This window comes from Tamlana crocina (assembly GCF_012037625.1).
In genome coordinates this window covers 17,148-31,709 of record NZ_JAAVJS010000023.1, presented here as the reverse complement: position 1 = coordinate 31,709, position 14,562 = coordinate 17,148, and the positions used below count along the sequence as shown (strand labels likewise).

The window sequence follows — 14,562 nt, the reverse complement described above, 5'->3', positions numbered from 1 at the left end:
TTAGTAACTTGTTTCTATAATTGTTGTTTTTGCATCGCCCCAAAGGCTTTCAATGTCGTAATATTCCCTAATGTGCTTTTGGAACACGTGCACAACAACATTTACATAGTCAATCAATACCCATTCGGCATTATCGGCCCCTTCGGTATGCCAAGGGTTGTCTTTTAATTCTTTGCTTACTTTTCTCTGGATGGAGTTAACAATGGCGTTTACTTGTGTGTTTGAAGTACCCTCGCATATAATAAAGTAATCGCAAACCGTGTTTTCAATTTCCCTTAAATCTAAAATGCTAATTTCTTTTCCTTTAACATCCTCAATACCACTTAAAATTACCGATATGAGTTGGTCTGCGCTTGTTTTTTCTTTCGCCATTAAATTTATTTAATTTGTGCAAAGTTATTATTTTTTTGGTTCTTTATACTTTAAAATAATCATAAGATTGAATACTTGTAAAATAACCTGCAAATGCGTATAATCAAACTTAATGCCACCGATTCCACAAACAGCTATTTGCGCCATTTGAACACCTTGGAGAAGGTTGAGGATTACACCGCTGTAATTACTAAAAACCAAACTCAAGGAAAAGGGCAGCGGGGTACAGTTTGGTTGAGTGAATCGTCTAAAAACCTAACGTTTAGCGTGTTTAAGGATGTTTCGGCTATCGATTTAAAAGAACCATTTTACATGAGTATGGCTGCTGCTTTGGCGGTGTTGAATGCTTTGCACGGATTGTCGTTACCACGATTGAGTGTAAAGTGGCCAAACGACATTTTGTCAGAAAACAAGAAAATTTGCGGCATTTTAATCGAAAATGTCATAAAACAAAACAGCATCAATGCCTCCATTATTGGCATCGGACTAAATGTGAACCAAACCGAGTTTGAAAATTTGCCACAGGCCTCGTCGTTAAAACGCATTACTGGGCAGCATTTTGATACCGATGAGTTGGCTTTGGGCATTTTGCAACAATTGAAGCATTATTTTTTGCTTTTGGAAGCAGGTAGGCATAGCGAGGTTAAAACTGAATATGAAAACTTGCTGTTTAGAAAAAATAAACCTTCAACATTTAAGGATGCTGAAGGTTTGATGTTTTCTGGTTTTATAAAAGGCGTGGCCCCATCGGGGTGCCTTCAAGTATTGTTGGAAGATGATATCCTAAAGGAATTCAACCTCAAAGAAATCTCCCTTTTGTATTAAACCGCTTTCGGGATACTGGTAGCCAAAGTTTCAATAAACTTGCTGATAGGCTTTTTTATCATCATGGCCATCATCGGGTTGAAATCGCCCAAAAATTCCAATTTTACTTCACTTGAATTTTCATCTTTTTCGGTAATATGCCCAATTAGTGAAAAGTCTATTTTTCCGCCGGCAGCACCAAAAACAATTTTGTTTGGAGGCACTACTTCTTTCTTTTTTAAGGTGATTTCTGGCATGCCAGACAGAGCAAAAATAAAAGTGTCGTCGCTCAACACTTCAAATTTGCTAATATTTTCGGGCATTAGGGATTCAAAATTTTTAACGTCTTCCAAAAAAATGAAAATATCTTCGGGAGATTTACCAACGCTAACTTTAGGTGATTCTAAATTCATAAATACATTTAAAAGTTTAAATTTTTAACTTATCAATCGGCGTTCCATTCGCTGGGGTTGGCATTCCATTCCGATAATGTTTTGATTTCCTTTTGCGTAATGTAGTTGGTTTCCAAGGCCTGTTCCAACAAACTTTCGTAGTTGCTCAGCGTATGCAGCATCAGGTGTTCTTTTTCGAAGTTTTCTTTAGCCACATCAAAACCATAGGTAAAAATGGCCACCATACCCTTAACATTAACACCGGCCTCCTTTAGGGCTTTTACGGCATTTAGGCTGCTTTTTCCGGTGCTGATCAAATCCTCGACCACCACAACGTTTTGTCCACTTTCAACAAAACCTTCAATTTGGTTTTTTCGACCGTGACCTTTGGCTTCCGGACGCACATAAATGAAGGGTAGCCCCAAATATTCGGCCACCAACATGCCTATGCCAATGGCACCTGTGGCCACACCGGCAATAACATCGGGCTTGCCATATTGGCGCTCAATGTGTTTGCCCATGGTTTCGCGAATGTAATTGCGAATGGGTGGAAAAGACAACACAATTCGGTTGTCGCAATAAATGGGGGATTTCCAGCCGGATGCCCAAGTAAAAGGTGTTTTGGGGCTGAGTTTTATCGCATTGACCTGCAGTAAAACTTCGGCTGTTTTTTTGGCGGTATCTTTGTTGAAAATCATAGCAACAAAATTAAGCATAAATTTAATTTTACCGAATGGACAGGCGTTTAATCAAAAATATTTTTTTCAACAATGCCCAGATTGCTAGTAAAAATGATATTTTTACCATGTAGAATTTGATAACAAACAAAGCCTATGTACAAAGTTTTTGTTGGTGATAAGCCCATCGTTTTAACCACCGTAGTTGAAAAGGAAACATACTTTAAAAACTATTTGCTTAAAACGGTAAACCTAAAAAAGGTGATTAGGCAGCTCAATAAAGGGCAACTTGAAGAAGCGCGACTGATACATAAAAACGAAGATAAATTATTAAAAAAGTTTTTAAAGAAACTGCCCAACGTAGTGGCCGGTGGAGGAAAAGTATATAACGATAAAGGCGAAGTGTTATTCATTTACCGAAATGATAAATGGGATTTGCCCAAAGGAAAAGCAGAAAAAAAAGAAACCATTGAAGAAACAGCCATACGCGAAGTGGCTGAAGAAACTGGGGTTAACGGACTGCAAATAACCAAGCCATTGGAGACCACTTACCATATTTTTAAGCGCAATGGGCGTTATAAAATAAAGGTAACTTACTGGTTTGAAATGAAAACAAATTTTAGTGGCAAGCTGAACGGGCAAGAGGACGAAGGCATCACTAAGGTAGAATGGCTCAGTAATTCCCAAATTGAGGCCGCTCTAGAAAATTCATACGCCAACATAAAAATTTTGGTGTAACTTTTTGATTATAAAACAGTGGCATTTTTCAATTTCGTGTTTTCGATAAACGGCAAAGCACATAAAGAAAAAAGGCATACATTTGCTTTAGGTTTACCCCTTATATTGCTATTAGAACAAAATCTCAGAAGTGTTTATAGTTTTAAGTATTTCCATTTAAATTAAGGATTACATGAAAAGTTATAGACTGTCTTTTGCTACCATAATAATTCATAAAAAAAAATTAGCAGAGGTAGTGGTTGATGAAGGTGTTGAGTTGGATGAAATCATGGTAGCCGAGTACCACGACTTTTTGTTAAGCAACTTAGATACGCCAATATTGTTGTTAATCAATAGAAAATATTCTTACGCTTATACTTTTAAAGCTCAACTAGCCATTGGTCGTTTAAAAGAAATTAAAGCGGTAGCGGTTGTTGTTACCAATGCATCGTCATTAATGTCAACCAAAACGCTATTGAGTTTAAACGAAGAGGTTAATTCCAAAATAAAGATATTTCAGGATAGAGATGAAGCCTTGTCTTGGCTGGGAGCCCTGCAATATTCTCAAACGTTATAGTTGTGTTGTTTTTTTAATTAAAGAAAATACTGTTGCTAATCTGTTATTAAGCTGTAAATTTGTAGCATAAAATAGCGAAAATGACAGATTTTGTAAGAAAGATTACGCCCAATGCTAAAGATGATGTATTAGCTGGAATCACGACTTCATTGGCTATGATTCCAGAGGTGGTGGCCTTTGCTTTTGTTGCCCAAATAGACCCTTTGGTAGCGCTTTCGGGGGCTTTTATAATCGGTTTGATTACCGCCATTTTTGGAGGGCGCCCTGGATTGATATCGGGTGCCGCTGGAGCGGTTGCTGTTATTTTTGTACACCTTATTTCCGAAGGACATACCAGAGGCATGCTGTTCGAACAGCCCATTGAAAACATGGGGTATTTTTATCTTTTGGCAGCCGTGATTTTAATGGGCGGTTTTCAAATTTTGGCCGGTGTGTTTAAACTTGGCCGGTTTGTGCGTTTAATTCCGCATCCCGTAATGATGGGTTTCGTAAACGGTTTGGCCATTGTTATTTTTATGGCCCAAGTACGCATGTTTTCGCATAAAGAATTGAATATTACTGCCGAAGGCGTTAAGGAATATATCAACATCCCGATGCAGGGTACTGAACTTTACGTGATGCTCGGGTTGGTGTTGCTCACCATGGGTATTATCTGGGTATTGCCAAAAATCACCACTAAACTACCTGCCGCTTTAACCGCTATTTTAATTACCACTGGTGTTGTCGTTTTTGGCGGACTGGACGTAAGCACCGTAGGCTCGTATATTGTTGAAGGCGGCGGAACGGGCTTAAAAGGGGAATTTCCAACGCCCAATACCGAACTTTGGCAAAACCTGCCTTTTAATTTGGATACTTTACAGTTTATTTTGCCTTATGCGTTTTTGGCGGCATCAGTCGGGTTGATTGAGTCGTTAATGACCATGAATTTGGTGGATGAACTTACCGAAACCCGTGGCAACGGAAACCGCGAATGTATTGCCCAAGGTGCTGGTAATGTGGTGAGCGGATTGTTCGGTGGAACCGGAGGTTGTGGTATGATTGGGCAAACTGTAATCAATATTAATGCAGGTGGACGTGGTAGGTTGTCGGGAATTATGATGGCCGTAACCTTATTGACCTTTATTTTATTTACCGATAAATATATCGAACAGGTGCCGATTGCTGCATTGGTTGGGGTAATGTTTATGATGGTTATTGAAACTTTTGCTTGGTCTAGTTTCCGTATTATTAGAAAAATTCCATTGGCCGATGCCGTGGTGTTGGTCATTGTATCAACCGTTACGGTAATTTACGATTTGGCCATAGCCGTGTTCGTTGGGGTAATCATTTCGGCATTGGTGTTCGCTTGGGAAAATGCTAAGAAAATTAGGGCCAGAAAACGTATTTCAGATGATGGAAAAACCAAAACTTACGAAATTTGGGGACCATTGTTTTTTGGTTCGATACTCGCTTTTAATGAAAAATTCGATATAAAGAACGATCCTGATAATGTCATTATCGATTTTGTGGAATCTCGTGTGAGCGACCATTCGGCACTTGAAGCGATTTTTAATTTGGTAAATAAATACGAGGCCGAAGGCAAAAAAATAAAATTAAAGCACCTTAGTACAGATTGTAAAGTGTTGCTTTATAAGGCCAGCCCTAAATTTAGGGAAGTGATTGTTGAAGATGTAGACGACCCTCGTTACCACTTGGCTGAAAATCCAGAGGAGTTCCCCAAGTCACTTTCGGAGTATAAATTCTTTTAATTTTTTAAGTGGCTCGCAAAGGCGCCGAGCCGCAAAGTTGAGTTTTTGTGAAATCTTAAGAGTTTCTTGTCATTTCGAATGTGAGTTTAATTTAATCGTCAGATAGTTAGATTTTGAGATTATCGAAATCAAAATATATTTTGATTGAAGATAACTAAGCGGAGCATAAAAAATTATATCGAGAATTTTTTGGGTATTAAAATTCTAATTCTCGATAAAAATTTTTCTCATTGCAATCGAAAAATCCACTCGAATTGACGAATTTTAACTAAACACGCAATAAGTTAAAGAAACTAGGATTATCACGGACGAAGTTTATTTTTCTATCCGTACACTCTCTGGAACCAACTTGGTGTAATCTCCGTTATTCCTAATCACGTCACGCACAATGGACGACGAAATATAAGAGGTTCCGGCCGCTGTCAATAAAAATACGGTTTCAATTTCCGAAAGGCTTCGGTTGGTGTGGGCAATGGCTTTTTCAAACTCAAAATCGGCGGGATTTCGCAGTCCGCGTAAAATAAATTCAACCCCTATTTTTTGACAAAAATCAACCGTTAAACCTTCGTAAGTTACCACGGTAACTTTGGGTTCATCCTTAAAAGCTTTTTCAATAAATTTTTGGCGTTCCTCTAGCGAGAACATGTATTTTTTATCGGCGTTAATACCAATGGCCACTACAATTTCATCAAAAACGGTAATGCCCCGTTTTATAATATCGTAATGCCCTAAAGTAATGGGGTCAAAAGACCCTGGAAATAATGCTCGTTTCATGACTCTGTCATTCCTGCGAAGGCAGGAATCTGTTATATTTAGCAACTTGATTTAAGCGAATTCCTGTTTGTTCAGGAACGACAACTAACCTCAAAGATACAGTTTTATTAGTTTATTAATATTATGGCTTTTATTGTTAATGGTTGAGGGGATTAAGGGAGGCTTCTCAGGGCTTCTTCAATAGCATTACCGAACAAATCTACCAATGAAATACCTGCGGCTGCGGCCTGTTGCGGTAAAATACTCGCTTTGGTGAGTCCCGGTACGGTATTCACTTCCAACAAATGCGGTTCGCCATTTTTAAAAATGAATTCACTTCGGCTAAACCCCGTCATTTTTAATACCTTGTAAACCTTTTTGGCTTCGGCGGTGACTTTGGCTTCCTGTTCGGCAGAAAGTCGCGCGGGGGTTATTTCCTGCGATTTACCCAAATACTTGGCTTCGTAATCAAAAAAATCATTCTCGGAAACAATTTCGGTAATGGGCAGCACTTTGGTTTTACCTTTGTAGGTAATAACGCCCACCGACACTTCGGTACCTTCCAAAAACGATTCGATGATAATTTCGTCGTCTTCCTTAAAAGCGACATCAATCGCATTTTGCAAATCTTCCTTTTTGTGCACTTTACTCACTCCAAAACTACTTCCGGCCTTGTTGGCCTTTACAAAACAGGGCAGTCCCACTTTGGCAATAATGGCATCTTCGTTAACGGTATCGTCCAAATTCAAATAAAACGATTCGGCCGTTTTTATGCCATAGGGTTTTAAGGTGCTCAACAAGTCCCTTTTGTTAAAAGTGAGTGCCGCTTGGTACATGCTGCAACTGGTGTGCGGAATGTTTAAAAGTTTAAAATAGGCTTGCATAAAACCGTCTTCGCCCGGCGAGCCGTGTATGGCGTTAAACACACAGTCGAAAGTGATTTTGTTTCCTTCAACTTCAACCGAAAAATCATTTTTATCAATGGGGAATTCGGTGTTTTCATCGTTTACATATACCCATTTGTCCTTAAAAATATGTATGCGGTAGGCTTTGTATTTTGTGGTGTCGAGGGTTTCGTAAACCACGTTTCCGCTGTTTAGCGATATTTGGTATTCACTGGAATAACCGCCCATTATAATGGCAATGTGCTTCATGATTGGAGGTATTGCTTCCGCGGAAGCGAAAAATTAATGTTAGTATTTGGAAAAATCCTTAATCGACAATAAAACGTATTTGTTTATAGTTAGTAATACGTCGAGCTAAAATATCATATAAATAGCAAAAGAAAAAACAGTTCTGTTTTTATATATTTGCCTAATTGAAAATTCTTTAGATGAGTGCATTAAAATTCCTTACCAGTAAAGCCTTTTTAAAGCAAATTGTATTGGCCATTGTGGCTCTTGCTGTGCTGTGTTTTATTATTTTGAAATGGTTAAATATTAGCACAAACCACGGTACTTTTGAAACCGTTCCCGATTTACGGGGGAAGTCTATTGAAGTGGCCAAAATGGAGTTGGAACAGAATAATCTGGAGATGAAAATTCAGGACTCGGCCAATTATAATCCCGATTATCCGAAATATTCGGTGATCGATCAAGATCCAAAAGTAGGCGATAAGGTTAAGGAAAACCGAAAAATATATATCACATTGAACCCTTCGGGTTACCGAAAAATCAGAATTCCTGACGGGCTGATTGATAAAACGTTTAGGCAGGTAAAACCAACCTTGGAGGCATTGGGCTTTAAGGTAGGAAACATCACTTACGAAGATAATATTGCCAAAGATATGGTACTGAAGCTATCACATAAAGGCGACCTGATTCACGCGGGCGATAAACTGCCAAAAACCTCCGTAATTGATTTGGTGTTGGGTAACGGAAACAGACCACAATGATAGACGAATACACACCACAACTGCCCGACGATGAGGATAACGACGATCTTTACGAACATTATGCCTTTACTGTGGAAAAAGGGCAAAGCCCGCTGCGCATTGATAAATATTTAATGAATTTTGTTGAAAACGCTACACGGAATAAAATTCAGGCCGCAGCCAAAAACGGAAGTATTTTTGTAAACGGCACACCCATAAAATCGAATTACAAGGTAAAACCTTTCGACAATATTAGAGTCTTGTTTGCGCATCCGCCGCATGAAAATTTATTGGTGGGCGAAAATATGGATATCGATGTGGTTTACGAAGACGACCAACTTTTGGTGGTAAACAAACCCGCAGGGATGGTGGTGCATCCCGGTCATGGCAACTATTCCGGTACTTTGATAAATGCATTGATTTACCGTTTTGATAATTTGCCAAATAATTCCAGTGAGCGCCCTGGCTTGGTGCATCGTATTGATAAAGATACCAGCGGACTTTTAGTCGTGGCAAAAACCGAGCATGCCATGAACCATTTGTCGTTGCAATTTGCCGAAAAAACCAGCGAGCGCGAGTATGTGGCTTTGGTTTGGGGCAATGTAACTGAAGATGAAGGCACGGTTGAGGGTAACATTGGGCGTCACCCCAAAAATCGATTGCAAAACACCGTTTTTTTAGACGATGAAGCCGATAAAGGCAAGCCTGCCGTTACCCATTATAAAGTGTTAGAGCGTTTGGGCTACGTCACTTTGGTGTCCTGTAAATTGGAGACCGGCCGAACCCACCAAATACGGGTACACATGAAACACATTGGCCATACTTTGTTTAACGACGAACGCTATGGTGGAGATAAAATTTTAAAAGGCACAACCTTTACCAAATACAAACAATTTGTGGAAAATTGTTTTAAAGTATTGCCACGCCAAGCGTTGCACGCTAAAACTCTGGGCTTTGCCCATCCTAAAACCAACGAGTTTATGAGTTTCGATACCTCCATACCCGACGATATGCAGGAGTGTATTGAAAAATGGCGGAATTATGCCAAGCATCAGGAGGTGGAAGATTAGTGGGGGATTTCACTTGTTATTGTTTAAAAAGGCAAACCAATTGAGTTTAGTTTTATTGTTTTTCCTTTCTTTATTTCAAAAACGTGAACTTTGAATTTTTGGCTTTTTCCAACATTAATTTCAACTCTTGAATTAAGAAATGTAAAATTCTTTTTTCTATAAATTTTACCTTTACTGAAATGTTCGGTTTCAGTATAAAGAGAAATATTTGTGTAATGGATGGAAAAATCGTTTTCTTTAGAGTAATATGTGTAGCATTTTTCCCAAATACCATCAGAATAGCTGCCATTATCAATCCTATATCCGAATAAATCTTTGGCGAAATCAGCAACATAAGGTCTTATTTTGGAATTACGGAAACATTTTCTAAAATACTCGTAATTTTCGCTTTTGAATTTTTCTTCTCGATTTTCTTGTTTTTGTAACTCAAAGTCATGGTTTTCTCTTTCCTCTTTCCGTTTTTGTCTTTTTATTTGAATTGATTCAAAAATTTTAATTTCTTTTTTTAAGAACTTTTCTAAGTTTAAAAGCTCTTTTATAAAAACGCTATGATCATATAAGATAAACTCATCCTTTACATTAGATGAAAGCCTAATAATTTTATCTGAAAAATCTAAAAAAAGATTGTTTGTTTTATAATATTCAGATTTCAACCATTTTTTTATTCTTTGAATTAATTTTTCATTGTTGTCAATATACTGGCTGTAGTCAAAAGTTGTAAAATCTAAAACGAGGTAAGGTAAATATCCAGCTTTTTTATGAGCGATACTCCTATTGTCTATTTCATCCAGAGAAACAGAAAGGGTGTGTTGGAATTCTATGGCAATCTTATCAAACACTAAACTGTCAATAATGTGTTTCTCGCCGTCTACGAATATTGGAACTTCATAAGTTTTAGTGCCGCTAACAGGAATACCAAAGAAGCGTTCAATTGATTCATATTGCCATTTTAAATGCCAAACTGATGTGTTACTGTCTTTTTTGTTTCCAAATAATTTAGCTTTTCTTCTTATGTGTTTTTTGTTTTCAAGAGGAATTACAGAAACGAAAATGTCACCATAGTAGTCATACCAAACCCCTTTTTGTGGAAAGGCATCTTCGATTTTTTTTATTTTAACAACCTGATTCATTTACATGGTAAACAAAAAAGCATTAGATTTTTTATACTAGCATCAAGTTTTCGAGTTCAAAGCCGTCAACTCCGCAATTTTACAAATCACCTCAGTGGCTTTAATCATGCTTTCCACGGGGACGTATTCGTATCGACCGTGGAAATTATGTCCGCCGGCAAAAATATTGGGACAGGGCAGTCCCATATAGCTAAGTTGCGAACCATCGGTACCACCGCGAATCGCTTTTATAATAGGCTCCACATCAACAGCTTTCATAGCGGCTTCAGCAATATCAACAATATGCATTACGGGTTCTATTTTTTCGCGCATATTAAAATATTGGTCTTTAATTTCGGTGGTGATGACCTCGCGCCCGTATTGTGAGTTCAATTCGTCGGTAAGGTTTAGCATCACTTCTTTTCGGGCTTTAAAATGCTTTTTATCGTGGTCGCGGATAATGTATTGCAAAGTGGTTTCTTCCACATTACCTTCCATATCGTGCAAATGGAAAAAACCTTGATACTCATCAGTGTGTTCGGGCGTTTCCATTCGTGGCAGCGAATTGATAAACTCGTTAGCGATGTACATAGAGTTTACCATTTTTCCTTTGGCATAGCCTGGGTGCACAATCTTACCTTTAATTTTTACCACGGCACTGGCGGCGTTAAAATTTTCATATTCCAGTTCGCCAATTTGGCTGCCGTCCATGGTGTAGGCCCAATCGGCTCCGAATTTTTTAACATCGAATTTATGGGCGCCACGGCCAATTTCCTCATCGGGGGTAAAGCCAACCCGAATTGTTCCATGCTTTATTTCTGGATGGTTGATTAAATATTCCATAGCCGACACAATCTCGCAAATTCCAGCTTTATCATCGGCACCAAGCAGGGTATTGCCATCGGTTGAGATTAAGGTTTGCCCTTTGTATTGCAGTAAATCTTCAAAATAATCTGGAGAGAGCACAATGTTTTCTTCGCGGTTTAAAACAATATCCTTTCCGTTATATTCTTCAATAATTTGCGGCTTTACGTTGGCACCTGTAAAATCGGGCGAAGTATCAAAATGCGAAATAAACCCTATAGTGGGCACGTCGTGTTCTACATTACTGGGCAGGGTAGCCATAATGTATGCATTTTCATCAATAGAAACATCGCTCATGCCAATGGACTTCAGTTCTTCGGTGAGTTTAATGGCCAAATCCCACTGTTTTTTGGTGCTGGGTGTGGTGTTCGAATTGGGGTCGGATTCGGTGTCAATAGTAACGTAACTTACAAATCGCTTTATAATGTGCTCTTTTGAAATCATTACAGGGAAATTTTAGTTTTTGGGGTGTGTTTAATAACTGTTAAATAGTCCTCTAAAATACGATTATTAATTTTTTGTCCCTTCGAATTGCCTGATTTTTTAATAAGACGTATTTTTGCACAAATATTACCGATGTACAAAAGTATTCTTCGCCCGCTGTTTTTTTCGTTTGATCCAGAAAACATTCACCATTTTACATTTTCGCTGATAAAATTCACTTCAAAAATTCCGGGATTTAAGTCCGTTTTTAGAAGCCTTTATGTGCTTGAAGACCCGAAGTTGGAACGTGAACTTTTCGGGTTGACTTTTAAAAACCCAGTGGGGTTGGCCGCTGGATTCGATAAAAATGCGGTATTGTACCATGAGTTGGAAGATTTCGGTTTCGGGTTTATTGAAATAGGAACGGTAACCCCTAAAGCTCAGCCCGGAAACAAAAAGAAAAGACTCTTTAGACTGAAGGAAGACCAAGGCATCATTAACCGAATGGGGTTTAACAATGAAGGAGTGGAAGCGGCCATAGCCCAATTGAAAAAACGAAAAGGGAATTTAATTATTGGAGGAAACATTGGTAAAAACACGCAAACTAAACCCGAAGATTATACCAAAGATTACTTGGAATGTTTTAACGCCCTGCATCAGTACGTAGATTATTTTGTGCTGAATGTAAGTTGCCCCAATGTTGGGAGCCATGCGAAATTAAATGACAAAGATTATTTGGAAGAATTGATTGGTGCGGTGCAAAAGGCCAATAACACGTTTGAAAAGCAAAAGCCCATTTTGTTGAAAATAGCTCCCGATTTAAACAGCGTGCAATTGGACGAGATTGTTGAGTTGGTTATTGATACTAAACTGGATGGGGTAATTGCCAGTAATACATCTACGGATAGAAGTGGGTTAAAAGCTTCAAAAGAGCGTTTGGAAGCTATTGGTAATGGCGGATTGAGTGGCCAACCCATCAAAGAAAAAAGCACTCAGGTTATAAAATATCTTTCAGATAAAAGCAACAAAGCGTTTCCGATTATTGGGGTTGGTGGTATCCATTCAGCAGAGGATGCACTAGAGAAAATTGAAGCTGGTGCCGATTTAGTTCAAATTTATACCGGCTTTATTTATGAAGGTCCGAGTTTGGTAAAACAAATTAATAAGGCTATTCTTAAAAAGTAAATTCTATTTTATAAACCGTTTTACGGTTCTCGACTTTCCGTTGAAAATGCTCAGGATATAATTCCCGGATGATAATCGACTTACGTCAATGGGATAATTATTATTTATCGTGCCTGATAAAAATGGTTGTCCCATTAAGTTAGTAATAGTATAAGTAGCCACTTCACTAGGATTGTTGTTTTTGATATAAAGTAAATTATCGGTAACTGGATTGGGGTAAACTTTATAAACTTTGTCGGTAATGGCTGTGTAAATAGTTTGGAATATAATGTTGTCGATAGCCAAATCGCCTTCCCAATTTGCTCCACGAATAGCACGAAAGCGGATTTTTATGGTTTGGTAAGCATAAGCCGATAAGTCGATGGTTTTTGTTTTGAAATCGTCAGTTTCATTATTTTGCTGGTTGCCCACAAGCGGCGGTATAACATCATTAATATAGCCTTCGGCAGTTTTAATATCTACGTGCAGTTCGCCCATGTGTTTTCCAAACATGTGGTACGAAAACTCTAAACCGCTATTTTCATAATCTACATTAAAACATGGAGAAATCAATTCGGCCACGTCGCCCGGCTCGCCATTACTGGCTTCAACAAATAGAAAGGAGTCGTTTTTAATATTCGGACCTGTGCCCTCCGAAGGCGTTATGCCTTTGCCCAAAAACCAATTGTAGCCGTTACCGGCAGTATCGTTTGTGCTCCAACCGTGCTTGCCCAACATATCGAAATCTTCAAAATCTTCGTCTAAAAATTCGTTTTGTGTCCCTATTTTTATCAGGTTATGGTACACCCTTGTGGCTATTTTATCCTTGCATTCTACCGTTAAGGTAACATCATAAATACCAGTTTTAAAAGTATGTGTGGGGTTTTTCGAGGTATAATCTACAATGCCATCGCTGTTGATGTCCCATTGCCAATTTGTAGCTTCGTTTGTAGTGCTTTCAAAATTTACGGTTAGTGAATCTTCACAGGTTTCGGTAACATTTGCAGTGATATCTGCATTAAATGACGGACAGGACAAATAATTTTTAGCTGTGATATAAAAGGCATACATGCGAGCCAATTGCTGTTGTGAAAAATGGGTACGACAAATTTTACTAGCATACGACATAATATTTTGAGTGTCGGGCTGGTAAAAATCACCATTGGCATCTTGAGCCGTGCCAATGTAATTGCAGCCGTAGCCCATAATTTTTGGGGTTAATCCGGGGTCGGCCGGGGTGTCGCAAATACCATCGCCTGCCGTATCGCAATTACTGCCATCCACAAGCTCGTCGGTGCCACTGGCCTTGTTCCCATGGGTATGGTATAATGAAAAATAATGCCCCATTTCGTGGGCTAATGACGAACCGTTTTTGGCGCAGTCGTTTTTCAAAACAATTAAATCGGTCTTTCCTGCGTTTTCGGTATATCCGCAAATGCTTTCTTCGGAATTATTTTCAATATAATTGGTGAAAAAAATATTGATTAGTCCAGGAACATAGTGCGTTTCGGTTAAAGAAGCTTCATCGCCTTTTTGAAAATGGCAAAGTTTATCTTCGTTGATATAGTTGATGCCATCACAAAGAAAAAACTCCATTTTAGCTTCGTTGAAAACCTGATTAAGTTCTGAAATGGCTCGGTTGATATCGGCTTCAAAAAGTCCGCCACTGCCATCAGAATTTCTAATAACATGCGCTTTAACGGGAATGCTGTTTATAATTGGTTTTGCAGAAGTCCCTCGCCCAACGTTTGAATTTAAAAACCGATTTTCTATTGTTTTAAGTTGGGGGGCTATGCTGTTGTAAAATGAAATACTTTCTTCAGAAAAAGAAGTGCCGCAACTTTCAATGTGGTTTTGTGAAAATACAAACTGCACGGTCGATAAGACCATCGACAACAGTAAAAGGTGATTTTTGTAGGTTAAAATATTCATTTGGGGAAAATATTTCTACGCCAAATGTATGTGGAAATAAACCTACAGAATAATATTAACGATGTAACGCTAATATTGTCGATTAGT

General features: G+C 38.5%; 15 protein-coding genes. 7 read left to right on the top strand and 8 right to left on the bottom strand.

The annotated features are described in order from the left end of the window. Positions 1-372: a ribosome silencing factor gene (rsfS, locus tag HC176_RS13870; RefSeq protein ID WP_167919286.1), complete on the bottom strand. Its 372-nt coding sequence runs from the start codon at positions 370-372 to the stop codon at positions 1-3. Positions 373-465: 93 nt separating this feature from the next. Here rsfS and HC176_RS13865 point away from each other — a divergent pair, with 93 nt between their 5' ends. After that, entirely contained in the window at positions 466-1,197 is a 732-nt protein-coding gene (locus HC176_RS13865; RefSeq protein ID WP_167919284.1) for a biotin--[acetyl-CoA-carboxylase] ligase, read from the top strand. Here the strand turns inward: HC176_RS13865 and HC176_RS13860 are convergent. Both HC176_RS13860 and pyrE read right to left on the bottom strand, forming a co-directional pair. Beyond that, positions 1,194-1,589 (bottom strand): SRPBCC family protein, encoded by a 396-nt coding sequence (locus tag HC176_RS13860; RefSeq protein WP_167919282.1) that lies wholly within the window; start codon positions 1,587-1,589, stop codon positions 1,194-1,196. The two genes, HC176_RS13865 and HC176_RS13860, sit on opposite strands and share 4 nt — an antisense overlap. A gap of 32 nt (positions 1,590-1,621) precedes the next feature. Further along, positions 1,622-2,266 (bottom strand): orotate phosphoribosyltransferase, encoded by a 645-nt coding sequence (gene pyrE, locus HC176_RS13855; RefSeq protein WP_167919318.1) that lies wholly within the window; start codon positions 2,264-2,266, stop codon positions 1,622-1,624. A 135-nt stretch (positions 2,267-2,401) separates the two neighbouring features. On the opposite strand from pyrE, the gene HC176_RS13850 reads away from it, so the two are divergent. The 3 genes from HC176_RS13850 (at position 2,402) to HC176_RS13840 (ending at position 5,287) form a co-directional block, all read left to right on the top strand. Further along, positions 2,402-2,983 carry an NUDIX hydrolase gene (locus HC176_RS13850; protein ID WP_167919280.1) on the top strand — a complete coding sequence of 194 codons (582 nt, stop codon included), beginning with the start codon at positions 2,402-2,404 and terminating at the stop codon, positions 2,981-2,983. 172 nt (positions 2,984-3,155) lie between these two features. Then, positions 3,156-3,539: a DUF7793 family protein gene (locus HC176_RS13845; RefSeq protein ID WP_167919278.1), complete on the top strand. Its 384-nt coding sequence runs from the start codon at positions 3,156-3,158 to the stop codon at positions 3,537-3,539. Positions 3,540-3,619: 80 nt separating this feature from the next. Further along, the gene (locus HC176_RS13840) at positions 3,620-5,287 is read left to right on the top strand and encodes a SulP family inorganic anion transporter (RefSeq protein WP_167919276.1); all 1,668 of its coding nucleotides are present in this window, start codon (positions 3,620-3,622) and stop codon (positions 5,285-5,287) included. 315 nt (positions 5,288-5,602) lie between these two features. Here HC176_RS13840 and coaD read toward each other — a convergent pair whose 3' ends face one another. Both coaD and HC176_RS13830 read right to left on the bottom strand, forming a co-directional pair. Then, on the bottom strand, positions 5,603-6,061 hold the full coding sequence (coaD, locus tag HC176_RS13835) for a pantetheine-phosphate adenylyltransferase (RefSeq protein ID WP_167919274.1): 459 nt from the start codon (positions 6,059-6,061) through the stop codon (positions 5,603-5,605). A 152-nt stretch (positions 6,062-6,213) separates the two neighbouring features. Next, complete coding sequence (locus HC176_RS13830) at positions 6,214-7,194, bottom strand: D-alanine--D-alanine ligase (protein ID WP_167919272.1); 981 nt, start codon at positions 7,192-7,194, stop codon at positions 6,214-6,216. Positions 7,195-7,373: 179 nt separating this feature from the next. Between HC176_RS13830 and HC176_RS13825 the strand changes: the two genes are divergently transcribed. Both HC176_RS13825 and HC176_RS13820 read left to right on the top strand, forming a co-directional pair. Continuing rightward, a complete protein-coding gene (locus tag HC176_RS13825; protein ID WP_167919270.1) occupies positions 7,374-7,934 on the top strand; it encodes a PASTA domain-containing protein in 561 nt (186 codons plus the stop codon). Next, positions 7,931-8,983, top strand: coding sequence for an RluA family pseudouridine synthase (locus tag HC176_RS13820; protein ID WP_167919268.1), 1,053 nt, complete (start codon positions 7,931-7,933; stop codon positions 8,981-8,983). The genes HC176_RS13825 and HC176_RS13820 overlap by 4 nt, the downstream gene beginning before the upstream one ends. Before the next feature lie 23 nt (positions 8,984-9,006). Here HC176_RS13820 and HC176_RS13815 read toward each other — a convergent pair whose 3' ends face one another. Further along, the gene (locus tag HC176_RS13815) at positions 9,007-10,113 is read right to left on the bottom strand and encodes a competence protein CoiA family protein (RefSeq protein WP_167919266.1); all 1,107 of its coding nucleotides are present in this window, start codon (positions 10,111-10,113) and stop codon (positions 9,007-9,009) included. A gap of 42 nt (positions 10,114-10,155) precedes the next feature. Further along, positions 10,156-11,400 (bottom strand): peptidase T, encoded by a 1,245-nt coding sequence (pepT, locus tag HC176_RS13810; protein WP_167919264.1) that lies wholly within the window; start codon positions 11,398-11,400, stop codon positions 10,156-10,158. Between the two features lie 132 nt (positions 11,401-11,532). Here pepT and HC176_RS13805 point away from each other — a divergent pair, with 132 nt between their 5' ends. Beyond that, positions 11,533-12,564: a quinone-dependent dihydroorotate dehydrogenase gene (locus HC176_RS13805; RefSeq protein ID WP_167919262.1), complete on the top strand. Its 1,032-nt coding sequence runs from the start codon at positions 11,533-11,535 to the stop codon at positions 12,562-12,564. A 3-nt stretch (positions 12,565-12,567) separates the two neighbouring features. On the opposite strand, the gene HC176_RS13800 is transcribed toward HC176_RS13805, so the two are convergent. Beyond that, a complete protein-coding gene (locus HC176_RS13800; protein ID WP_167919260.1) occupies positions 12,568-14,475 on the bottom strand; it encodes a T9SS-dependent choice-of-anchor J family protein in 1,908 nt (635 codons plus the stop codon). Positions 14,476-14,562: the final 87 nt, after the last annotated feature.

Bases quoted from the DNA above. Each gene is read 5' to 3' on its own strand.
- HC176_RS13815 (WP_167919266.1), bottom strand. From the start codon at position 10,113: ATGAATCAGGTTGTTAAAATAAAAAAAATCGAAGATGCCTTTCCACAA.
- HC176_RS13805 (WP_167919262.1), top strand. From the start codon at position 11,533: ATGTACAAAAGTATTCTTCGCCCGCTGTTTTTTTCGTTTGATCCAGAA.
- coaD (WP_167919274.1), bottom strand. From the start codon at position 6,061: ATGAAACGAGCATTATTTCCAGGGTCTTTTGACCCCATTACTTTAGGG.
- HC176_RS13820 (WP_167919268.1), top strand. From the start codon at position 7,931: ATGATAGACGAATACACACCACAACTGCCCGACGATGAGGATAACGAC.
- HC176_RS13800 (WP_167919260.1), bottom strand. From the start codon at position 14,475: ATGAATATTTTAACCTACAAAAATCACCTTTTACTGTTGTCGATGGTC.
- HC176_RS13830 (WP_167919272.1), bottom strand. From the start codon at position 7,194: ATGAAGCACATTGCCATTATAATGGGCGGTTATTCCAGTGAATACCAA.
- HC176_RS13825 (WP_167919270.1), top strand. From the start codon at position 7,374: ATGAGTGCATTAAAATTCCTTACCAGTAAAGCCTTTTTAAAGCAAATT.
- pyrE (WP_167919318.1), bottom strand. From the start codon at position 2,266: ATGATTTTCAACAAAGATACCGCCAAAAAAACAGCCGAAGTTTTACTG.
- HC176_RS13845 (WP_167919278.1), top strand. From the start codon at position 3,156: ATGAAAAGTTATAGACTGTCTTTTGCTACCATAATAATTCATAAAAAA.
- rsfS (WP_167919286.1), bottom strand. From the start codon at position 372: ATGGCGAAAGAAAAAACAAGCGCAGACCAACTCATATCGGTAATTTTA.
- HC176_RS13865 (WP_167919284.1), top strand. From the start codon at position 466: ATGCGTATAATCAAACTTAATGCCACCGATTCCACAAACAGCTATTTG.
- HC176_RS13850 (WP_167919280.1), top strand. From the start codon at position 2,402: ATGTACAAAGTTTTTGTTGGTGATAAGCCCATCGTTTTAACCACCGTA.
- HC176_RS13860 (WP_167919282.1), bottom strand. From the start codon at position 1,589: ATGAATTTAGAATCACCTAAAGTTAGCGTTGGTAAATCTCCCGAAGAT.
- HC176_RS13840 (WP_167919276.1), top strand. From the start codon at position 3,620: ATGACAGATTTTGTAAGAAAGATTACGCCCAATGCTAAAGATGATGTA.
- pepT (WP_167919264.1), bottom strand. From the start codon at position 11,400: ATGATTTCAAAAGAGCACATTATAAAGCGATTTGTAAGTTACGTTACT.